Source organism: Cytophaga sp. FL35, from assembly GCF_014349235.1.
In the GTDB taxonomy this organism is placed as follows: domain Bacteria; phylum Bacteroidota; class Bacteroidia; order Flavobacteriales; family Flavobacteriaceae; genus Euzebyella.
The window spans coordinates 71,197-93,343 of record NZ_JACSOH010000003.1 but is presented as its reverse complement, the minus strand read 5'-3'; the positions used below and the strand labels follow the sequence as shown (position 1 = coordinate 93,343).

At 39.9% G+C, this 22,147-nt stretch carries 23 protein-coding genes; 13 read left to right on the top strand and 10 right to left on the bottom strand.

The features are described 5' to 3' along the window. Nucleotides 1-55 precede the first annotated feature (55 nt). The gene (locus tag BIZ36_RS02890) at nt 56-1,447 is read left to right on the top strand and encodes an MATE family efflux transporter (protein ID WP_187456365.1); all 1,392 of its coding nucleotides are present in this window, start codon (nt 56-58) and stop codon (nt 1,445-1,447) included. On the opposite strand, the gene BIZ36_RS02885 is transcribed toward BIZ36_RS02890, so the two are convergent. Together BIZ36_RS02885 and BIZ36_RS02880 are read right to left on the bottom strand one after the other, a co-directional pair. Further along, on the bottom strand, nt 1,440-2,729 hold the full coding sequence (locus tag BIZ36_RS02885; protein WP_187456364.1) for an alpha/beta hydrolase family protein: 1,290 nt from the start codon (nt 2,727-2,729) through the stop codon (nt 1,440-1,442). The genes BIZ36_RS02890 and BIZ36_RS02885 overlap by 8 nt on opposite strands. A 73-nt stretch (nt 2,730-2,802) precedes the next feature. Beyond that, nucleotides 2,803-3,627 (bottom strand): EcsC family protein, encoded by an 825-nt coding sequence (locus tag BIZ36_RS02880; protein WP_187456363.1) that lies wholly within the window; start codon nt 3,625-3,627, stop codon nt 2,803-2,805. A gap of 174 nt (nt 3,628-3,801) precedes the next feature. Here BIZ36_RS02880 and BIZ36_RS02875 point away from each other — a divergent pair, with 174 nt between their 5' ends. The 6 genes from BIZ36_RS02875 to BIZ36_RS02850 all read left to right on the top strand — a co-directional run bounded on the left by BIZ36_RS02875 (nt 3,802) and on the right by BIZ36_RS02850 (nt 10,012). Next, nucleotides 3,802-4,350 carry a CopD family protein gene (locus BIZ36_RS02875; RefSeq protein ID WP_187456362.1) on the top strand — a complete coding sequence of 183 codons (549 nt, stop codon included), beginning with the start codon at nt 3,802-3,804 and terminating at the stop codon, nt 4,348-4,350. Nucleotides 4,351-4,453: 103 nt separating this feature from the next. Further along, on the top strand, nt 4,454-5,890 hold the full coding sequence (locus BIZ36_RS02870) for an ATP-binding protein (RefSeq protein WP_187456361.1): 1,437 nt from the start codon (nt 4,454-4,456) through the stop codon (nt 5,888-5,890). A 9-nt stretch (nt 5,891-5,899) separates the two neighbouring features. Next, a complete protein-coding gene (locus BIZ36_RS02865; protein ID WP_187456360.1) occupies nt 5,900-6,679 on the top strand; it encodes an enoyl-CoA hydratase/isomerase family protein in 780 nt (259 codons plus the stop codon). A gap of 22 nt (nt 6,680-6,701) precedes the next feature. Then, nucleotides 6,702-8,252: a hypothetical protein gene (locus tag BIZ36_RS02860; protein ID WP_187456359.1), complete on the top strand. Its 1,551-nt coding sequence runs from the start codon at nt 6,702-6,704 to the stop codon at nt 8,250-8,252. 57 nt (nt 8,253-8,309) lie between these two features. Further along, nucleotides 8,310-9,383: a PA0069 family radical SAM protein gene (locus BIZ36_RS02855; protein WP_187456358.1), complete on the top strand. Its 1,074-nt coding sequence runs from the start codon at nt 8,310-8,312 to the stop codon at nt 9,381-9,383. Nucleotides 9,384-9,457: 74 nt separating this feature from the next. Further along, on the top strand, nt 9,458-10,012 hold the full coding sequence (locus BIZ36_RS02850; RefSeq protein ID WP_187456357.1) for a porin family protein: 555 nt from the start codon (nt 9,458-9,460) through the stop codon (nt 10,010-10,012). Nucleotides 10,013-10,101: 89 nt separating this feature from the next. On the opposite strand, the gene BIZ36_RS02845 is transcribed toward BIZ36_RS02850, so the two are convergent. The 4 genes from BIZ36_RS02845 to BIZ36_RS02830 form a co-directional block, all read right to left on the bottom strand. Further along, a complete protein-coding gene (locus BIZ36_RS02845; protein ID WP_187456356.1) occupies nt 10,102-11,526 on the bottom strand; it encodes a Gfo/Idh/MocA family protein in 1,425 nt (474 codons plus the stop codon). Between the two features lie 63 nt (nt 11,527-11,589). Beyond that, the gene (locus BIZ36_RS02840; protein WP_187456355.1) at nt 11,590-12,279 is read right to left on the bottom strand and encodes an HD domain-containing protein; all 690 of its coding nucleotides are present in this window, start codon (nt 12,277-12,279) and stop codon (nt 11,590-11,592) included. Beyond that, entirely contained in the window at nt 12,276-13,022 is a 747-nt protein-coding gene (locus BIZ36_RS02835; protein ID WP_187456354.1) for a lysophospholipid acyltransferase family protein, read from the bottom strand. The genes BIZ36_RS02840 and BIZ36_RS02835 overlap by 4 nt, the downstream gene beginning before the upstream one ends. Nucleotides 13,023-13,122: 100 nt before the next feature. After that, nucleotides 13,123-13,533: a BrxA/BrxB family bacilliredoxin gene (locus BIZ36_RS02830; RefSeq protein WP_187456353.1), complete on the bottom strand. Its 411-nt coding sequence runs from the start codon at nt 13,531-13,533 to the stop codon at nt 13,123-13,125. Between the two features lie 97 nt (nt 13,534-13,630). On the opposite strand from BIZ36_RS02830, the gene BIZ36_RS02825 reads away from it, so the two are divergent. The 5 genes from BIZ36_RS02825 to BIZ36_RS02805 all read left to right on the top strand — a co-directional run bounded on the left by BIZ36_RS02825 (nt 13,631) and on the right by BIZ36_RS02805 (nt 17,914). Continuing rightward, the gene (locus tag BIZ36_RS02825) at nt 13,631-14,287 is read left to right on the top strand and encodes a helix-turn-helix domain-containing protein (protein WP_187456352.1); all 657 of its coding nucleotides are present in this window, start codon (nt 13,631-13,633) and stop codon (nt 14,285-14,287) included. Nucleotides 14,288-14,368: 81 nt separating this feature from the next. Then, on the top strand, nt 14,369-15,106 hold the full coding sequence (locus BIZ36_RS02820; RefSeq protein ID WP_187456351.1) for a TerB family tellurite resistance protein: 738 nt from the start codon (nt 14,369-14,371) through the stop codon (nt 15,104-15,106). Between the two features lie 58 nt (nt 15,107-15,164). Continuing rightward, nucleotides 15,165-15,749, top strand: coding sequence for a HupE/UreJ family protein (locus BIZ36_RS02815; RefSeq protein ID WP_187456350.1), 585 nt, complete (start codon nt 15,165-15,167; stop codon nt 15,747-15,749). An 83-nt stretch (nt 15,750-15,832) separates the two neighbouring features. Continuing rightward, nucleotides 15,833-16,270 (top strand): deoxycytidylate deaminase, encoded by a 438-nt coding sequence (locus BIZ36_RS02810; RefSeq protein ID WP_187456349.1) that lies wholly within the window; start codon nt 15,833-15,835, stop codon nt 16,268-16,270. 18 nt (nt 16,271-16,288) lie between these two features. Then, nucleotides 16,289-17,914: a S41 family peptidase gene (locus tag BIZ36_RS02805; protein WP_187456348.1), complete on the top strand. Its 1,626-nt coding sequence runs from the start codon at nt 16,289-16,291 to the stop codon at nt 17,912-17,914. Here BIZ36_RS02805 and BIZ36_RS02800 read toward each other — a convergent pair. Together BIZ36_RS02800 and BIZ36_RS02795 are read right to left on the bottom strand one after the other, a co-directional pair. Then, on the bottom strand, nt 17,911-18,114 hold the full coding sequence (locus BIZ36_RS02800) for a hypothetical protein (protein ID WP_187456347.1): 204 nt from the start codon (nt 18,112-18,114) through the stop codon (nt 17,911-17,913). The genes BIZ36_RS02805 and BIZ36_RS02800 overlap by 4 nt on opposite strands. A gap of 13 nt (nt 18,115-18,127) precedes the next feature. Then, nucleotides 18,128-18,706 (bottom strand): MarC family protein, encoded by a 579-nt coding sequence (locus BIZ36_RS02795; protein WP_187456346.1) that lies wholly within the window; start codon nt 18,704-18,706, stop codon nt 18,128-18,130. Nucleotides 18,707-18,822: 116 nt separating this feature from the next. On the opposite strand from BIZ36_RS02795, the gene BIZ36_RS02790 reads away from it, so the two are divergent. After that, complete coding sequence (locus BIZ36_RS02790) at nt 18,823-19,404, top strand: DUF3109 family protein (RefSeq protein WP_187456345.1); 582 nt, start codon at nt 18,823-18,825, stop codon at nt 19,402-19,404. Here BIZ36_RS02790 and BIZ36_RS02785 read toward each other — a convergent pair. Together BIZ36_RS02785 and BIZ36_RS02780 are read right to left on the bottom strand one after the other, a co-directional pair. Beyond that, nucleotides 19,384-21,273: a tetratricopeptide repeat protein gene (locus BIZ36_RS02785; protein WP_222937186.1), complete on the bottom strand. Its 1,890-nt coding sequence runs from the start codon at nt 21,271-21,273 to the stop codon at nt 19,384-19,386. The genes BIZ36_RS02790 and BIZ36_RS02785 overlap by 21 nt on opposite strands. A gap of 64 nt (nt 21,274-21,337) precedes the next feature. Continuing rightward, nucleotides 21,338-22,072, bottom strand: coding sequence for a LytR/AlgR family response regulator transcription factor (locus BIZ36_RS02780; protein WP_187456343.1), 735 nt, complete (start codon nt 22,070-22,072; stop codon nt 21,338-21,340). Between the last annotated feature and the right edge of the window lie 75 nt (nt 22,073-22,147).

Here is a 22,147-nt window from a genome sequence, read left to right as displayed (position 1 = left end):
CCAAAAGGTATAAATTTAGTTAATTAAAACTTCTAGTATTCTCAATAACATTTAAATGGCAAAAGTATCGGCGGAACAACTGGGTTCGGAACCCATAGGTAGGCTACTGGTAAAACAGGCCGTGCCTGCTTCCATCGGTATTTTGGTAATGTCGTTAAATGTGCTGGTCGATTCCATTTTTGTGGGGAATTGGATCGGTGCCATTGCTATTGCGGCCATTAACGTAGTACTTCCGGTTTCTTTTTTTATTGGTGCCTTGGGTATGGCAATTGGTATTGGGGGATCAAGTATTATTTCCCGGGCATTGGGTTCCAATAATTACCAAAAGGCCACCCTCGTCTTCGGAAATCAGATCACCTTAACATTTTTTATAACGGTCAGTATGGCCCTATTGGGGCTTTATTATGTGGATGTGCTTATACCTGCCTTTGGTGGAAAAGGAGGCATCTTTGAACCTGCCAAAGCCTACTACATCATTGTACTTTACGGAATACCGTTTTTAGCTTTTAGTATGATGGGCAATACGGTCATTAGGGCCGAAGGGAAACCAAAATTCGCCATGGTTGCCATGATAATCCCGTCGGTTGCAAATCTGGTACTGGATTATATTTTTATTTATTGGTTCGATTGGGGAATGGAAGGTGCCGCCTGGGCCACTACAGGAGGATATATTTTTTGCTTTTTGTATATCAGCTACTTTTTCACTTCGGGACATTCGGAATTGAAATTATCTTGGAAGAGCTTAGCACTGCAAATCCCCATCGTTAGGGAAATTGGTTCATTGGGTGTCGTTACGTTGGCTAGGCAGGCCACCACCAGTGTGGTATATCTAATTATGAACAATATCCTTTTTGGGTTGGGAGGAGAGTCTTTGGTGGCCGTTTACGGAATTATTGGAAGAATGCAAATGTTTGCACTGTTTCCTGTGTTTGGGGTTACTCAAGGTTTTCTGCCAATTGCCGGCTTTAATTACGGAGCTAAAAAATACCAAAGGGTACGTGAGTCTATCAACACGGCTATCCGGTATGCCTCTCTTTTGGCTGCTTTGGTGTTTTTGGGCCTTATGGTTTTTCCTCAGGAAATTGCCTCCCTGTTTCTAAGCGACAGAGCTGACCAATCCGCAGAAAATTTAGCGGTAAACGCTTATGTTTTGGAACATATTCCCTTAGCCATGAGGCTGGTTTTTGGAGCTACGCCCATCATTGCGCTCCAATTGATCGGTGCGGCCTATTTTCAGGCCATCGGAAAAGCAATTCCGGCTTTCTTACTGACCTTGACCAGACAGGGTTTCTTCTTTATTCCCCTAATCTTGACACTTCCTTTTTTCTTGGACGAATTAGGGGTGTGGCTATCATTTTTTGCCGCGGACGTCTTGTCGACCATTGTCACCGGTTTGTACTTGCGTAAGGAGATTAAAAATACCCTTCAATTGTCAGAACCTAGTTAGAAGCCTTTTTTTCGTGCAATAATTGCATTCCCGTGGAAGATCTGGGTACAAATCCTGACCAGTCTTGGTCATTGGAATTCTCTGGAATATCTAAGTATTGAGAAAAATCTTCCCCTTTGAGATGGGTGCCCAAGAATGCGGTCACAAAATGTTGGTTGACATTATTGATCTTACGCTGGTCCCATGAGGGCTCTGCATAACGGTAATACTCATCTATGTGATGGCCTGGTTCTAAGGCTTCTGCAGGGGGAGGATTGGGAGCTACATTATGACGGGCATTTTTATAGGTTAGCAAATACCGGTCAGTATTAATACTTCCGTCATAAATGGCTTTGATTCCCTTTTCATAACCGGAGATATCATCTTGGTCACCAGCAACAAAAAAAGTAGGTACGGTAAGCCCTTTTAATCCTTCCAAATCCCAAACGCCACGCTCCATTCCCCAAGGGGCAAAAGCTACTACCGCTTTAATTCTGGAGTCTTTCATCGATTGGTATTCGGTATTGTTAGCGGTCAAATCGGCAATTGCTTTGCTTCCCCCGGTCATTTGGCCGAAAAATGCCGTAAGGCCGTCGGAATAACCCGCTCCGCCTACATTCAGAACACCGTAACCCCCCATGGAATATCCTATGATTCCTATATTTTCACTATCAATAATGGTTGAAAGCTTATTGTTTTTCAGATGGGTCATGGACTGGATTATAAAACGAATGTCCTTGGCCCTGTTCAACAGGGTGCTGTAAAAGGCATTGGCGTCTTTAAAAGTTGAATCGGTATGGTCTATGGCCACCACCACATAGCCCTTGGAAGCCAGATTTTCCGTCAAATACGTCATCAAGTATCTAGAGCCTACATAGCCATGGGAAACCACTACCAGCGGAAATTTACCAGAATTAACCAGGGCGGCATCCCTATAAGCTCGGCCCTTAAATTGAAAAGGGATTAATGGTCTTAGAGTATCACCACGAGTACCCATAACCTCTTCGTAAACTACTGCCTTACTCTCTTTTTCTGGGAGGGATGGATACCATACCTCCACCTTAAGATTTCTATCGTACAAGGGGTCTTTGCCGTCTTTGGAGTTTAAAATGTTTACTTGATCGTTGTTTGTAAACTCCATCGTTTTGACACCTACGGCATATTTTCCCCGCTTGGCAAGCTCCGGAGCATCAGGTAAGGGGTCTCCGTAGCGAAATTCTTGGGCATTACTTTCAAGACTAATGCATATGATAGCTATGGTTAAAAGACAAAACTTGTCTTTCAATAAGTAAAAAGATTTCATAAGTATTACGTTGAGTTGGTTCTTAAATGTACGGAATTATGTAGAATGATTATTTAGCGTTGATAGTTTGCCTTTAGTTCTTTTTGGTAACGACCAAACTTTCATAGTGTTCCTTTATTAAATCTTCGCCATACTTCCGCTCCAACCTGCGGATACTAAAATGAGCCTGGGCCATATTCTGAAAGTGCTGTATGAATGCCAAATTGATACCTGCTCCTCCAACGGCGCCTACCACGGGTATGGCCTGCGCCACAAATTTTTCGGAAACTTGAATACTAAACCGGGAAGCAATGATGGAAATTAGCTTTAGGATAGGACTGCTGGCACCCACTAGGAATCCTTCAATCAATGTTGAAGAGGATCCCTTTACGGCAGCATTTAGGGCGATTCGCGTGGCAAAATAGCCTGTATCCAAATTATCGTCGTGCTTGGTTTTTCCGCCCAAGGCAAAAACTTGAAGACAGGCAAGTTGGGTGTCCAATTCCTCTATATTTTCCCCTTCGCTCCGTGCGATATCCAAAATAGAACGCATCATTAATTTGGTGGTGAGACCTAAATCTACCGCAAATGCAGTGGCACCAAACGCACCGCCAATGGCCCCAGAGGAGGTAACCATCGCTTTATACAAGGTATTCAATGGTACTTTATTCTCCTTGTTGTTCTTCATTGAGAATAAATTAGATTTAACAACGTTGTATAATACTTTATAGGATATTTTTTGCAACCATTGCTGTTGCTTGGCAGGAAGTAAGTCCAGTCTTTTCTCAATTATATTGCCCAATTGGTTTAGCCCTTGCATTGCCCAACCAATTTGTTCCATACTTTGTTTGGCAAGAAAAAGGGTCATCCGGTCCTCTGCGGTTAGGTCCCCGGTTTTTGTTTTTTCTATATCGGTCATAGGAAGTTTTTATATATGAGTAAGATAGAAAGCGTTTTTGTTACCTAAAAGTTTCAATCGTCATATTTTTGACTCTTAAGATATACATCTCTTGTTTGGAAATTAATTGAGATCAACACGAGCTGTCCCATAATTCAAGCCTATTGGCTACCTTTGAGCCAGTTTTAGTCAGTTTTGGAATATTACAACTACATAAAGTCCCTGCATCTAATTTTCGTAATCACTTGGTTTGCGGGCTTGTTCTATATTCCAAGACTTTTTATCTATCATATTGAGGCATCCCAAAAATCCTCTCCAGAACGGGAAATTCTCAGCAAGCAGCTGAAGATGATGAGCAAACGTCTGTGGTATATTATTACTTGGCCCTCTGCCATTTTAGCGATTATTTTTGCCACTTGGTTGTTAATTCTCTCCCCCAGTTTTTTGCAGCAAGGATGGATGCACATTAAGCTTGTCTTTGTGGTGCTTTTAATTTGCTATCACTTACGAACGCATATAATTTTCAAGCAATTGCAACGCAACGAAATTAAATACACTTCCAATTATATGCGCATTTGGAATGAAGGGGCCACCCTGATTCTTTTTGCTATTGTTTTTCTTGTAATTCTTAGGAGCACCATTAATTGGATTTTTGGTGTAGTAGGTATCCTTCTCTTGGGGGTCATCCTTATGCTAGGCATAAAAATCTATAAAAGGATAAGGGATAAAAACCCGGAAGCTTAGGTCTCTGCCTACTTCTTTATTTGGTGCGATATTTGCTACCTTTGAGGGTAAACGCAGGGCCTTGCTTACACAATTATCTCTTCGATCACGCATTTTTGTCTCCATGATACTTCTGGTGGTAATTGCGTCCATACTTATTGCCGGGGTCACTGTATTTCAATATAATGAACAAAGTAAGGACTATCACATAGGCCGATTGGAAAGAAAAGAGGAGCAAGTAAGGCAAAGTGTAGAATACGTTCTTAGGGAAACCACCTATCCCGTTACTACCGAAAATTTGCACCTTATTTTCCAAATGGAAATCTACAGGATCGCCAATACTCAAAACCAGCGATTGAACATTTACGACCTGGAAGGACAGTTGTTAAAAAGTTCCCGTCCAAAATTCGTGATAGACTCCGTGAGCAATTGCCTGGATACCCAAATTCTTATAAATCTTGAGAATAGCCCAACTAAACGATATGTGGAGGAAAAAGCCTTGGCGGGCGATAACTACAAGGCCAGTTATACGTACATAAACGATAAAAGTCTAAAACCAATTGGTATTTTAAACTTGCCCTACTATGAGGATGACTCTTTTAACAATATGGAGTTGCGCGAGTTTCTTACCAGATTGGCAGGGGTCTACCTGCTTATGTTGCTTATAGCCATTGCCTTGTCCTATTTTATTTCTACCTACATTACCAGATCACTACAGACCGTATCCGACATGCTCGGAAGAACACATTTAACCCGTAGGAACAAAAAAATACTTATAGACAACCCTAGTCTTGAGATAAAGAAGCTCATAACCTCCTACAATGCCATGATCGATGAATTGGAGCAAAGTGCTGTAAAATTGGCTCGTAGTGAAAGAGAGCAAGCGTGGAGGGAAATGGCCAAGCAAGTGGCACATGAAATAAAGAATCCGCTTACGCCAATGAGACTTACGGTCCAGAGTTTTGAGCGAAAATTTGACCCTAAAGATCCGGATATAGAAAACAAGGTAGAGGAATTTTCAAAAACGCTTATTCAGCAGATAGATACTATGAGCAGTATAGCTTCGGCTTTTTCCAATTTTGCTGAAATGCCCGCACAACAAAATGAAACCCTAAATGTGGTTAAAATTGTTAAACTGGCACTGGATATATTTAATGAAGATTATATTCACTTCATATCTGATAGGGATGAGATTATTGCAAAAATGGATCGTACCCAATTGATAAGGGTGGTTACCAATTTGGTCAAAAATGCCATACAAGCGGTACCTGAAGTAGCGGCACCCAGAATTTTGGTGTCAGTGGCAGAGGAAGAGGACAAAGTAAAAATTTGCGTGGCAGATAATGGTATTGGTATTGAAGATGAGTTCAAGGAGAAAATTTTTGAACCAAAATTTACCACAAAGTCCAGTGGTATGGGCCTTGGATTGGGAATGGTAAAGAACATTGTGGAAACATATCAGGGAAATATCACGTTTACATCACAGCCAGGTAAGGGCACGGTATTTACCGTAAAACTACCTAAAGAAAAAATAAAAAAGGAACAGAATAACAGCGCTTAAATACACTATATGAATTTTAATAATCTTTTAGTCAATTTAGAAAATGGAATTGCCAAGATTACTATAAACAGGCCAAAAAAATTGAATGCCCTTAATAGAGATACCCTACAGGAACTTCATGAAGCTTTCAAAACTTTGGAAGCAGATGATGAGGTGAAGGTGATTATACTGACCGGAAGCGGTCCAAAGGCGTTTGTGGCCGGGGCCGATATTTCTGAATTTGCCAATTTTTCAGAATCTGAGGGCGAGGACTTGGCCGCTCAAGGTCAGGAATTGGTCTTCAACTTTATTGAAAATCTATCCAAACCGGTCATAGCGGCTGTCAACGGTTTTGCCCTAGGGGGTGGACTTGAGCTAGCTATGGCATGCCATTTTAGAATTGCCAGCCATAATGCAAGAATGGGTTTGCCTGAGGTTTCCTTAGGGGTAATTCCCGGTTATGGTGGTACACAAAGGCTACCTCAACTTATTGGAAAAGGCCGTGCTTTGGAAATGATCATGACGGCAGGAATGATAGATGTAGAAAAAGCGTTAAGCTATGGTCTTGTAAACGATGTGGTATCCCAGGAGGAATTATTGGGGCATTGTGAAAAGTTGGCAGGAAAAATTTCTAATAATTCGCCCGTAGCTATTAGCCATGCAATAAAAGCGGTAAATGCTGGTTTTAAGAATAGTAACGGATATACTGCCGAAATTAAAGGTTTTGGTGCCTGTTTTGGTACTGAGGATTTTACTGAGGGAACTACGGCATTTTTAGAAAAACGTAAAGCAGATTTCCCGGGTAGGTAGTATATCTTCAAACAACCTACTTATGCGAAGAATTATATGCTTGGCTGCCTTTTCACTATTGGTGGCCTCTTCTACGGTGTTTGCCCAAGACATTCCCGTGGACTATCAGTTAGGAGAAAATTATTCTGATAGGTATAAATACTCTACTGTTCTCTCCATAGAAAGTTCCGTCAAGGGCGAAACAGTTCTTGTGCGCACTTATTATGGAGGTTTCCCGTTGAGGCCAAAAGGACACTTTATTGAAATCTACGATGGTGATCTCAATTTGGTTTCAGACTTCAATTACAAGCATGCGGGTGAGCATATGGTAGACGGCTTCGTAAAAAATGGTCAACTTTACCTATTGGAACTTGCCTATGATTTTGATGCCGAAGCCTATAACTATGTTGTTCATCAAACCCCTTTAGATGATTTCCGTTTTACGGAACGTCCATTGCTTTCTATTCCTTCAAAGGAAGTTGCCAACCCTTTGGCAGTTAACAAATACAATAGAAAGTTTGGAAACGGATTTTCTACTGCAACCCATTTTAACGATTCCAGAAATGCCTTTGCCATTACTGTGCACTACCGTGAAGGAAGAGATGAAAAATATAAGGTACTCCTTTATGGTACAGACCTAAAGAAAAGGCTGGAGTATGACTTTACAGCGGCCATTGAGGAAAAGAACTACGCCTTTGAGAATGTGGAAGTGTCCAAAGATTTAAGCTCCGTTTACTTAATGGGGAAGGCTTTCTTTAAAAAGAGAAGAAATGATTTAAAGGAGCGGAGGTATCAATATGAACTGGTTCGTATAGGTGCCGGTGGTCACACCATTCAAGAATTTGCCGATCCAGGAAGATTTCCGGAGTCCTTAAAACCCATTTTGGTAGATGGAGATCTAAAAGTTGTAGGTTTTTATGCGGATAGGAAGGATAATAGGTACAATGGGCTGGTCCATTTTAATTTGAACGGTGAAACATTGGCGCTTCAGTCCAAAAAGTACAATCCGTTTTCAGAGCAATTTATGATCGATAAATTTGGACGGGAGGTAGATACTGAAATTAAAAACTTAATCTTTAAGAGTGTCCACATCACCCCGGAAAAGAATATCCTTTTTAGTGCGGAGGAATATTTTGTGACCAAGGGGGAAGACATTAGCTCTGGGGCAACACAAATTACAGATCGTTATCACTACAATGATATAGTGTTGGCAAAACTGGATGCCATGGGAAATATGAAATGGGCCCGAAACATTAACAAAACAGAGGTGACCCAAGGCGATGCTTCCTATGCTTCCTACACGGCCTACGGACATGGAGAAAACATGTATTTCTTTATTAATTCCGGGGAAAACCCACAAAAGATAAGCAAGGAACGGATTCTTTTTAAACAAGGTTTTAGTAGAAATCCTAACATGTTTGTGATTAAAGTGGATGGGGAGGGAGATTTGACTTATAAAAAATTAGTGGATGATAAAGAGGTTCGGCTACCCATTATGGTATCAAGACCACTTATTCAAATTGATAAGGACACCTTGCTATTCTATGCCAAAAGAGGTACTAAAAAACAAATGATACAGGTAACTGTTAATTAGTACAAAGTTATATTATTAAATGGATAAATTCCATAAATTTGGAATAAATCCATTTAATTGAAAAGCGAGCATTTGATCAAAGGACGTGGTGCGCAAAAGAAAGTGCCCAATAGGTTCTTGGAAAATATATATGAAACTAGGGATGACTTTTTGGAATTCTGTAGAATTGAAGGTGAGGAAGCACAAAAATCAAAAACCCAATTTATTCCTATTTTTCCCAAATCTATAATCAATAAAGTAACTAGTCCAGATGTGGGTATGGAATATTCCATGAACCCCTATCAAGGTTGCGAACATGGTTGTATTTATTGTTATGCGCGCAATACCCATGAATTTTGGGGTTATGGGGCAGGCTTGGATTTTGAACGAACTATTCTCGTAAAAAAAGACGCTCCCAAACTGCTGGAAGCTAAATTAAAGAGTAAATCATGGAAGGCCCAAACCATTGTACTTTCGGGTAATACGGACTGTTACCAGCCTGCCGAAAAGACATATGAAATCACCCGTAAATGTTTGGAGGTCTTTTTAAAGTACCGGCATCCGGTAGGTATCATCACCAAAAATGCTTTGGTACTAAGAGATCTTGACCTTCTAAAAGAATTGGCCCAACATCTTTTGGTTGGTGTAAACGTTTCAGTTACTACCCTTTCTGAAGATACCCGTAGAATATTGGAACCAAGGACCGCTACTATTAAAAAGCGGTTAGAGACCATCAACATTCTATCTAAGAACCAAATTCCTGTGAATGCTATGCTGGCACCTATAATTCCGGGAATTAATAGCCACGAAATTTTGGCGCTGGCAAAAGCGGTTGCCGAAAACGGTGCACTGTCTTTTGGTTTTACCGTAGTAAGATTGAACGGTGCCATTGGACAAATTTTTGAAGATTGGATACGAAAAACTTTGCCCGATAGGGCGGATAAAGTATTGCATCAAATTCAAGAATGCCATGGTGGCACCCTTAATGATAGCCGATTTGGAATACGAAGTAGGGGGGAGGGAAAAATTGCTGCTCAAATCCATGATTTGGTTAAATTGGCCAAACGGGCCTACTTTAAAGGGAAAGCCTTTCCCAAGTTGAACGCAAGTATGCACGAAACTTTTAAAGACGGGCAATTAAAATTGTTTTAAGAATTTTTTCATGTGAGTGTTAACCTCATTGCTGCATTTGGCACCAATAGGAAACAATCAAATTTAATTTACACATGAAAAATCTATTATTCGTTTGCTTTTTGATTCTCGGGTCTCTTCATTTAAGCGCTCAGGACTTCGGTTTTGGAGTCAAGGCTGGGATAAATATTTCTAACCTTGGAGGCGACTATTATGTGGGACTTGGAAGTTTGGGTTCTAGGGTAGCTTTTCATTTGGGAGGCGTTGCAGAAGTACCCATCACCGATAAAATTTCTGTACAACCGGAATTGTTGTATTCATCCCAAGGAAGTAATTGGGACTATGGCAGTAACGGCGAAAATCTAAAACTGGACTATGTAAACCTACCAATTTTGGGTAAGTATCATATTTTACAGGGATTGAGCGCAGAAGCAGGTCCTGTGGTAGGTTTCTTGGTTTCTACCAATGCCAATGATGACCAGTTTAAAAGTCTGGATATAGGTTTTGGTATTGGAGCTTCCTATCAACTGGCAAATAATATCTTCTTCAGTCTACGTTACAACAAAGGAATAGCAAATATCAACGGGGAGGATTTTTCCGGAAGTAGCAACAATAATGTGGTACAGATATCTGCGGGCTATTCATTTTAAAAGTTAGTTAGTGTTGGTGAAAACTAAAGGCGGTAGAAAACTTGATCTGTTTTCGGACCGCCTTGGTTAATTATAGAAGGAAGATTGTTTTATGAAAGCTCCCACCCCTTGCGGTAGCTGCCTTTGACCCATTCATTGGCCAAATCCCAATTGGTAACCTTCATGTTTTCACCGTCCCAAAGGATTTTCCTTCTTCCTGGATATTCAAAAGGATCCCAATCACCCAATTTCTTTCCGGGTTTCAGTTTTTTATATTGAAAAGCCTTTATGGCCAAATTACCCATTAGAACCGCTTCGGTAAGAGGTCCGGAACGATCAAAGGCTGATGATGTCTCAACGCCGTTCAAGCATCCTTCCACGAAGTTGGCCTGATGGCCGCCAACATCTCCATCTATTCTCTTTAAGTAAGGAGCCGGAGCATTGAATAGTTCCATGTTTTTACTAGGTAAAAGTCTGGCATTTCTTGAATAGGTGTCAGCCACCAAAATACCTTTAGTTCCGTAAAAAACAGAACCTCCACCGCTGTCACCTATGGTTTCTCCATCGGCAAGTTCGTCTGGTAAATCAGGCATGAGTCCGCCATCATACCAATTCAGGGCTATATCCCCGTGTTCCTCGGTATTGAATTTTAGTCGAACAATAGAAGAAGCGGGACAAGACTCGCTGTAATCAGCTTCTACAAAATCCCCTACCCAGTTTGTGGTACAACTTGCTTCCGCTTCAGTGGGGTATCCCAAATCAAGCACGCCAAAAGGGGTTTCCATGATGTGGCAGCCCATATCTCCTAAGGCGCCTGTTCCAAAATCCCAGAAACCACGCCATTTAAACGGGAGATACGCATCATTATAATCCCGCATTTCGGCAACGCCCAACCACAAGTCCCAATCCAGTCCTTTAGGTACTCGTTGCTTTTCCGTTGGTACCGGTACACCCTGTGGCCAAACGGGCCTGTTGGTCCAACAGTCTACTTTGTATACTTTGCCAATGATTCCGGATTGTATCCACTCCTTGGCTTCACGGCTACCATCACTTGAAGCTCCTTGGTTTCCCATTTGGGTGACAATACCGTTCTCTTTGGCCACTTGGGTCATTAAACGGGCCTCATTAATATTATGGGTCAACGGCTTTTCTACATAAGCATGCTTTTTGGCACGCATAAAAGGCAGCGCAATAGAGGCATGCATATGATCGGGGGTTGCGACCATTATGGCATCTATCTCGCCAATGTGTTTGTCATAAACCTCTCGGAAGTCCTTATATCGTTTCGCCTTAGGATATTTTTTATAAGAGTCTGCTGCACGGCGGTCATCTACATCACAAAGGGTAACAAATTTAACTTTGCCGGTTTCATTCAAACCGTTCATTACACCCGAGCCCCTGCCACCAACTCCAAAGGCTCCCATATATAGGGTATCACTTGGTGGCACATGGTTTTTTCCCATTACAAAACTGGGAACAATGGTAAAGGCAGTGGAGGCCGCTGCCGCATTCTTGATAAACTTTCGTCTTTGCATAGTTTTTAGTGAGTTTAGATTGAGCTTAGGAAGGTACGAAAATTATCAAAAAAGGCTCGCCATTTAGTCGGTAACGTCAGGATTTGCCAAGGGCGAGAGCGGATTCCACTCCTTGTAAAACTGTTCAAGAAATCCCATCATGTAGTCATGCCTTTCCTGCGCTAACTTTTTACCGGTATCCGTATTCATTTGATCCTTAAGAAGTAGCAATTTTTCATAGAAATGATTGATAGTAGGAGCGGTTGACTTTTTGTACTCCTCTTTTGTCATTTTTAGATTGGGGGCTATTTCAGGATTGTAGAGCTCCCTGTTCTTAAAACCTCCGTAATTGAAAGCGCGTGCTATACCAATGGCACCTATGGCATCTAACCTGTCGGCATCTTGTACTACGTTTAATTCGTTGGACTTAAATGGCCTACCACGTTTTTTCTTAAGGTTGTTCTTGAATGAAATATTCTCTATGATCTTTACAACGTGATTGACTATTTTTTTCTTGACTCCCAGTTCAGTTAAAAAAGAGGAGGCCAATTTTGGACCAATTTTTTCATCACCTTGATGAAATTTGGCATCGGCAATATCATGAAGAAGGGCGCCAAGACTTACCACTAAAACATCTACGTTTTCCTCCTTGGCAATTAAAAGGGTATTCTTAAAAACCCTTTGGATATGAAACCAATCGTGACCTCCTTCTGCTCCCCGGAGTGTTTCTTTAACAAAGGCAATGGTCTGGTCTACTATTTCGGCGTCGTTCATTGAGTTGTTTGGAAAGAGGTTAGGGCAGATTTTACCGCTTTTTCGGTTCCTGCCAAGACCGAATCAAAATTATCTTTGACTTCAATAGGTTGGTGTACGGTAAAAGTAATTCTGTTGCCCAATCCATTAGGAAATTTTCCATACCGCAGCATTCTCCAAGAATTGTCTATAGTTATAGGAACCACCAGAGCAGAGGGCGCGTTTTTCATTAATATCTTAAGCCCGGTGGCCTTAAAAGGCTTTGCGTGCCCGGTGCGGCTGCGGGTGCCTTCTGGAAAAATGACGGCACTGCGGTTATGTTTTTCTATATACTTGCCCAATTTTTCTATTTCAACAAGTGATTGCCTACTATCTTTACGATCAATAAGTACAGAGCCACCATGCCTTAAGTTATAGGAAACACTAGGTATCCCCTTTCCTAACTCTTTTTTACTCACAAATTTGGGGTGGTGCTTTCGCATGTACCATATGATAGGGGGAATATCGTGCATGCTTTGGTGATTGGGTACAATAATTAGCGGTCTGTTCGTAGGGATGTTGTGAGGATTGTTAAAAGTATAGGTGGTACCCAATATATGGGTACAACGCATTAGGGACAGATTTAAAAAGCTTACACTTGCCTTATGGGCCCTGTAACCAAAAATGGTAAAGCATACCCATTGTATTGGATGAAACACCAATAGGGTAAGACCAAAAAATAATTGGTATAGTAGGGTAAGCGGATAAGCAAAAATTTTCTGCATAGTGCAAAAATAGAACGAATTTCAAATTTATGAACAAGAAAACGGACCTCCCATTCTCTGGAAGGTCCGTTGTTGTAAAATTCGTATTAGAAATCTGTGCTTAACAGAACTCTTCGTAAGCTCCAACCAGGTTTTCTGCAATAAGCTCTGCAGGTCTGCCTTCAATATGGTGACGCTCGATCATGTGTACCAATTCGCCATCTTTAAAAAGGGCCATACTTGGAGATGATGGAGGAAAAGGAACCATAAGGTTTCTAGCAGCGTTCACGGCTTCAGTATCCACACCTGCAAAAACAGTTACGGCATGATCCGGTTTTTTTGCGTTTTGAAGGCTCAATTTGGCGGCAGGTCTGGCATTGGCAGCGGCACACCCGCAAACGGAGTTGACCACTACTAAGGTAGTACCTGGTTTGCTAATGGCCTTTTCGACCGCATCTGCTGTATATAGTTCTTCAAACCCGGCAGAAGCCAAGTCTTGTCTCATGGGTTTTACCAATTCTTCAGGATACATAAATATCAATTTTATTTAGATAACAAAGATACTAATTTGTCGCATTTAGTTGAAGTACTTAACATTACCTTATGTTAGGGTTCTTGAACTTTTGAGGTTGAAGAAAAAAAATCCGAAAATAGTATTATCTTATTTATTTTTAAGGAACTACATCAATATGAAGCCAATTAAGCGAGTTGAACTTATAATTCAATATTTTAAAACCAATATTAGTGCATTTGAAAAACGTTGCGATTTGAGTAACAATAGTATCGGGGCAGCCTTAAGAAGAAATACAAGTCTTAAAGACGATACTCTCAATAAAATACTTGACAGTTATCCACAAATAAATCCAATTTGGTTGTTGACTGGTAATGGCGATATGTTAGTCAATAAAAATACACCGGAAGGCTTTAACTCTTTAAAAAAATCTTCTATTTGTGATAGGGTTAGAATGATTTATGATTTTAAGGGATTTCAACAATATTCGCAATTTTCAAAAGTGACCGGTATTTTGGAACAAACGGTATCTAACTATTTAAAGGGGAAACAAAAACCTGATGCCGAAAAAATGGAAATTATCATTAGAGCATTTCCTGAGATTGATGAAAGATGGTTTTTGACGGGGCAGGGTGAAATGCTCAAATCAAAAGATAAAAAAATAAGTGACCTATCTATAACTTCAGATTCCGAAATAATTGAGCATATTGCCCAAAATTTAGAAAGATTCAAGTCCTTGGCTACATTCAGAAGGGTAGTGGGTCTAAAGGATTAGATTTCCACTTAACAAGCAATTTTAAACAATCACTTTGCTTCTGTGTCCTTTTAATATCTTTGCCAAAATTTTGTAGGAGTTATGATTAAATGGTTTGCTGCCATTGTAGGGTATTTTCTGTATCGCTTTCCTGGAGCTATATTAGGTTTTGTAGTAGGTAGTTTTATCGATAACTTAAGTGGGGGAGGTAGAAATGCGCAGACTATTTTTCAAGATATGACACGGCAGAATGTTTCTCCGGCAGATTTTGAACTCAATTTGCTTTCGCTTTGTTCCATAGTTATTAAGGCAGACGGGAAGGTGAGTCAACGTGAAATGGACTATGTGCGCCAGTACTTTGTAAGCACCTACGGAAAAGATAGGGCGAATGCCACTTTTCGTACATTCAATGAAATAAATAAGAAACATCAAATTTCTGCGGAGAGAATTTGTGCGTATCTCAATCAAAGAACACGTTACGAAGTTCGGCTGCAATTACTTCATTTTTTGTTCGGTATAGCTCAAGCCGATGGATCCGTTAGTACGCCAGAAATCAATAAAATCAAGGAAATTGCGGGTTACCTTAGGGTGGGGCTTCAGGATTTTGAGAGCATCAAGGCCATGTTCATCAAATCTGCCAACAACGCCTATAAAATTCTTGAAATTGAAAAGTCCGCCACAAATGATGAAGTTAAAAAGGCGTACCGGAATATGGCCAAAAAATACCATCCAGACCGCGTAAACACTGAGAACGAAGCGATTAAAAAGGGGGCCGAAGAAAAATTCAAGCAGGTACAAAAAGCTTATGAAGAAATTCAGGCAGAGAGGGGGCTAAGTTAAAAACAAGGTTTATTTTTACTTACCATTGTATCATCAACCTAACTCATAAAACGAACCCATGTCAGATATTTGGTTCTATTTAAAATTAGGCCTGGAGCATGTGCTTGATTTTAACGCCTACGATCATATTTTATTCTTAGCGGCATTGGCATTGCCCTTTACCTTTAAAAGTTGGAAGAACGTAGTACTGCTGGCCACGGTTTTTACTATTACCCATTGTTTGTCGTTGGCCTTGAGTACCTATGAAATTGTTTTGGTAGATGTGGGACTTATAGAATTTTTGATTCCCGTAACGATCGCAATGACGGCCATATTTAATATATTATATACCAAAATGCCCACAGGTAAGAAGAATATAGGTCTTCATATGGTGGCAACGGCATTTTTTGGATTGATACACGGTTTTGGTTTTAGCAATTACTTTAAGATGCTAATGGCAGAACAGGAAAACAAGATGGTTCCGCTATTGGGTTTTGCCGCTGGTATTGAGGTCTCTCAAGTAATTATTGTGTTGGTGGTGCTTTGTATCTCTTTATTGATTATCAATGTATTAAAGTTGAGTCAGCGTCTTTATATCATCATAGGGTCAACTTTAATTCTTCTCATTACAATACCCATGTTGATAGATACGTTTCCTTTGTAGCACACTTTTGCTTTCACTTAAAATTAACCCCAAATAATTGTGATGCTTTATGAAAGCAGGTATCTTAGTGATTTTCTAATTGAATGAAAGACAGCAAGCAAGAAAAATATGACCGGGCATATTTACGTATGGCCAAGGAATGGGGCAAACTTTCTTATTGCAAGCGTAAACAAGTTGGTGCAATTATTGTAAAAGATCGTATGATCATTAGCGACGGTTACAATGGTACGCCAACCGGATTTGAAAATCATTGTGAAGATGAAGAGGGTTATACCAAATGGTATGTATTGCATGCGGAAGCAAATGCTATTAGTAAAGTAGCCTCTTCAACGCAATCATGTGAGGGTGCTACGTTGTATATTACCTTATCACCTTGTAGGGAATGTAGTAAACTTATTCACCAGTCTGGCATTAAACGTGTGGTGTATCAAACCGCATACAAGGATGATTCCGGTCTAACCTTCTTGAGAAAAGCCGGTGTAGAACTGGTTCACATGCCCGAAATTGAAGCACTGGTCTAGGAAATTACCTATAGAGCAATGAAAGGAAAAAATAGTTATATATGGCCAACCATCATCGCAGCGGCGCTCGCCCTGGGTATTTTTATGGGTGGTAAATTGAATTTTGATGATTCTCCGGAAAAACTATTTTCTACCAATTCCAAAAAGGACAAACTTAACAGACTGATCGATTATATTGACTACGAATATGTAGACGAAATAAATACGGATAGTATTGTAGATGTTACCGTAAATCAAATTCTCGAAAAATTAGATCCTCATTCGGTTTATATTCCAAAAAATCAAATGGAGCATGTTGCCGAAAATATGAAGGGCGACTTTGTAGGAATCGGTATTAACTTCTATGCCTACAATGACACCATCGCGGTCATTAAAACCATTCCTGATGGTCCTAGTGAAATAAAAGGAATTAAGGCCGGTGATCGTATTCTTATGGCAGGAGCCGATACGTTGTTCGGAAAAAATCTTAGAAATGACGCCATCGTTGAAAAACTAAAAGGCGAGGAAGGTAGTTCGGTGCAGCTAAAAGTCTTTCGCAAGGAAGGGAACAAAACATTTGATGTAAAAGTTCGTAGAGGTATAGTACCTATTAAAAGTGTGGAAGCCTATTTTATGCTCACGGATGAAATGGGTTATATTAAAGTGAATCGTTTTGCGGAATCCACTTATAAAGAGTTTAAAAAAGCTTTGAGTGCTCTAAGAAAACAGGGCGCTACAAAACTAACATTAGATTTACGGGATAATCCAGGTGGTTATTTAGGGGTGGCGGAAAAAATGGCCGATGAGTTTTTGGAAGATGGGAAATTGATACTTTTTACAAAAAACAAGAAAGGGAAAATTGATAAGACCTATGCTACAAGCAGGGGCAACTTTGAGGACAAACCGGTTTATGTATTGATCAATGAAAGATCTGCCTCTGCAAGTGAAATTGTGGCAGGTGCTTTGCAAGATAATGATATAGGTACCATTGTTGGAAGAAGATCTTTTGGTAAGGGCTTGGTGCAAAGAGAGATGGCATTGGGAGATGGCTCTGCGGTAAGATTGACCGTATCCAGATACTATACACCCACGGGTAGAAGTATTCAAAAATCGTATGAAAACGGTTCCGAAGATTATTATAAACGATTTACAGAACGTTACCATAGTGGGGAATTGGTTTCCGTAGATAGTATTAAAGTGGCCGATTCACTTAAGTTTACCACTCCAAAAGGGAAGGTAGTCTATGGGGGCGGTGGTATTATACCTGATGTATTTGTTCCTATTGGTACCAATGAGGAAGAAGCAGTAGAAAGTATGGATAGTTACGGCTGGCTGTCCTACTTCATTTTTGAACATTTGGATGAAGACCGCAGCAGGTACGAACAGTATACGGAAACGGAATTTGTAGAAAATTTTAAGGCCGATGATATCCTTTTCCAGAAGTTTGTGGACTATTCCCTTTCCAGAAACTTAAAGATGGATTTCTATCAATACGAGTCTAGCATAAAAACGTATTTAAAAGCGGCCTTGGCAGAGCAGTTGTTCGGGGCCAATTTACATGCAAAGATTAAAAGTTCTGAAGATGCTATGCTTCAGGAAGTTCTGGAATTGGACAATCCTCCAGTACGTCAAAAGGAAGCTTCGGCCATAGAAAGCAACAATTAATGCTTTTCTACCTTTTGTTGAATTTTTTTACTGGTGCGGTAAATAAGAATCAATAAAATGGCACACAGTGGAGCAATAATTCCAATGACCGCTACGCTGCTATCTCCTTTGAGGGGTTGCTCAAAGTCGATCATAGTGGCGTTGTAAGCCATAAGGGCTATGGAGATAAGAATCAGTATAATGGTTACAGTTCTGCTCATATTGATTTTTGTTTTAAAACAACTGGTTCACATTGGCGGCAAATAGCTTAACCGCTATGGCCAATAAAATTACGCCAAAAACTTTTCTAATAATGTTTAGGCCATTTTTGCCCAATACCTTTTCTATTCTTTTTGAAGATTTTAATACGATGAAAACAAATATGGTGTTGACCAGAATGGCAACAATTATGTTTTCTACATAGTATTCCGCACGTAAGGAAAGTAAGGCGGTAAGGGTACCAGCACCGGCAATTAAGGGAAAGGCAATAGGTACAATGGATGCGCTTTCTGGTTCATCTTCCTTGTAGAGCGTAATACCTAAAATCATCTCCAACGCCAGGAAAAAGAGAATAAATGAACCTGCCACGGCAAATGAATAGACGTCAATGCCAATGAGGTTAAGTATTTCTTCCCCCACAAATAGAAAGGCTACCATAATGGCAGAAGAAACAATAGAGGCCTTTTCAGATTCAATATGCCCCACTTTTTTGCGAAGCCCAATGATAATAGGTACACTTCCCAAAATGTCAATTACAGCAAAAAGTACCATTGTTGCGGTCGCTATTTCCCGAAAATCAAAATGAAGTTCCATGCGCTAAAATTTCGGCAAAAGTACATTTATTAAAAGAGCCTGTGCAAGTTAACTAATGAAAATTACTGTTAAATGATGTTGTTTAAAGGGTATCTTTGTCTCCATAAACTTATATCATGTTTCAGCTGGGAAAAACCATCGTATCAGAAGAAATAATTGAGAACGATTTTGTGTGCAACCTAACGGCTTGTAAAGGCGCTTGCTGTGTTGATGGTAATGCCGGGGCTCCTTTGGACGATGAGGAAACCCGAATCCTTGATAATATCTTTGAAAAGGTGAAGCCCTTTTTGAGAAAAGAAGGTGTACAGGCCATTGAGGAACAGGGAACATTTATAAAAGGGGAAGACGGGGAGTGGGAAACTCCATTGGTTAACGATAGTGAATGTGCATACGTTACCTTCTCAGAGAATGGCACTGCATTATGTGGGATTGAAGAAGCTTATAATAAGGGCGCAGTTGATTGGAAAAAACCCGTTTCTTGCCATATGTATCCCGTAAGAGTGCGTGAATATACCCAGCTCACGGCCGTTAATTATCATAAATGGTCTATTTGTGACCCGGCTTGTTCTTTGGGACAAGAGCTAAAGGTTCCTATATACAAATTTGTAAAGGAGGCTTTGATCAGAAAATTTGGGGATGCGTGGTACCAAGAGTTAGAAACGATAGCGGATCAACACCTAAGCCATAGGGATGTGTAAAATAACCTTTGTACCACTTGGTTCATTGTTTTCATCATAAAGGTCTACAAATTCTACGTCAAAAGTATTCAATAAGTCTTTGGAGAAATTAGCAAGTCGCTCTTTGGTAATTTCTATTCCTACGGATTTACGTTTTAGCACTTTGTTCTGTTTTATACGCTCAGCAGCCTCCCGTCCTATACCATTATCGGTAATGGAAATATCTAGATAATCTTTCGCTTTTTTGTAGATGTGCAATTCTATTTTCTTTTCGCCTTTTTTGGAGGAGAGCCCGTGCCACAGGGCATTCTCAAGGAAGGGTTGCAAAATTAAGGAGGGGATTCTAATGGTATGGACATCAATATCTTCTTCTACACGCACTTTAAAATCAATTTCATTGGAAAAACGTATATTTTCAATGTTCATATATAGTTCAACCGTTTCCAATTCTTCGGCCAAAGGGATTTCCCGCATTGAGGAGGATTCTAATATTTTCCGGACGAGCTTAGAGAATTTGTTGAGGTAATGAACGGCATTTTTCTGCTCGTTATTAATTATGTAGAGCTTTATGGAGTTAAGGGAATTAAAAAGGAAATGCGGATTCATTTGGCTGCGCAGCATGCTTTGCTCTAAAGTGAGCAACTTTTTATCATTTTTAAGTTGATATTGACGGTAGAGAATGTAGAAAATACCGGAAAGTAGCGCAATCACTATTCCAGAAACCAGCAACCTCGTATTATTTTTTCGTAGTTGCTGGTTCATACTATTTAAGTTCTTCTCATTGTCCCTTTTAATTATGGAGCTATATACATAACGCACATTTTTATTATTCTTAATTTGGTGCTTTACATCCAAGGAGGTCTTATAGTACTTAAGAGCCTTCTCGTGATCGCCCTTTTTTGCCCACAAATCGGAAAGAAAATCATAGGCATCAGCTCTTATTCGTTGTAAATTGTACGTGCTGGAAAGCTCGAGACCCAATCGCAAGTTTTCTTCTGCGTTATCAAATTCTTTTAATTCTGTAAAGGCCCAACCTAGCGTTAAATGTACGGCGGCAATTAAGGCATGCTCTCCATGTTTCTTTGCATCCACAAGAGTGTTTTGGAGCAGACTTACCGCTTTTTGGGTTTCCTTCTGATGCACGTATATATGTGCTATTCCGTTATTGCAAATTATTTTTCCCCGCAGATAATCCAATTCATTGTTCAGGGTCATTGCCTTGTCGTAAGTCTGGAGCGCGTCTTCAAGCATGCCCTGTGCTTCTTGGCATTCACCAATATTTTGGTAATTGATGGCAAGACCTAACTTGTTGTTCAGGGATTCTTCTAATTCTAAAGCTTTTATGAATTGTTGGGTGGCCAAGTCGTACTGGCCTAAAATACGGTTTATCTGACCAATATTATGGTATGAATGACTTATACTTTGTTGAATGTTGATGGAAGGTTTTGGCTGTTTTTGGGCAAGGTCTAAAGCTTCATAGGTATAATCGAGAGCTGCGGTTATGGCGTCTATACGTCTATAGATTACACCCAGCATGTTAAGGGAGTAAATTTCCAAGTCTACATTTTCGGAAATTTGCGCAGATTCCAGGGCCTGCTTGTGCTTTTCAATGGATTTATTGAACTTTGAAATAAGACGGTACCTAACACCCAGTTTGTTAAGTCCTATTACTTGACCGGGCATATAATTTTTTAGTGCGGAAGCCTTTACAAAGTAGTGCATTTGTAAGGTGTCCATCTCAAAAGGCTTTATGGCTTCTTCAATTTCTTTGATGGAGGTAGGTCCCTTTGCAATTAAACTATCAAGGGTTCTCTTTACCCTTGCATCAATATTTTGACCCGAAACATGACCAAAGATCAATAATAAGACTAGGTGTATGACAAGACGCACTAAGCGCGGTTTAAGCGAAAGTGGGGAACTAAAAACATATGTTATTTGGGACTGCATTTAAAATTTAGAGCATATCCAAAAAGTCTGATTTTTTCTGCCTAGATACAGGTATTTTATGGTTGGATTCCAAAATTACGTAACCGTCAGTCTTTAAAAACTCTTTTATTTTGTTCAGGTTGATAATGTATGAATTATGTATTCTAAAAAAGGAACTGTTGGGTAAAAGCTCATTTACCTCCTTTAATTTTTTTGTCAGAACGATTTTTTGACCATCTGTAAGATAAATTGTGCTATAGTTTCCATCAGACTCTGCATATAGAATTTCATCACTATTTAAAAAGACCAGCTTGCCATCCGTGTTGAAAGTGATTTTCTTATGATTGGCGCTATCATTAAAGCTTAGCAATATTTTTTCCAGACGTTCAGCTGTATAGTTTTTAGAATTAAACTTTCTTATTTTAATAATGGTATCCTTTAGGTCATCTGAGTCTATGGGCTTTAAGAGATAATCAATAGCCTCATTCTTAAGTGCTTTAATGGCATATTGGTTGTAAGCCGTAGTAATGACCACCGGAAAATTTTTGTTGGTCAATTTTTGTATGAATTGAAAACCGTCCATGGTAGGCATTTCAATATCCAGAAAAAGACAGTCTGGAGTGTTCTTTTCTAAATAGGTCAATGCTTCAAACGGGTCCGTGAAAGAGGCATTCACATTAATTTCATCACTAAAATTTGTCAATTCCCAAGAAAGGCTTTGTAAGGCCTTAATTTCATCATCTACAATGACAGCGTCTAACATAACCATAAGCTTTAAGTGTAAATTAATCAAATTTAGTTTTATGTAACCAATACATTTTGAAAAGATGTGCCAATG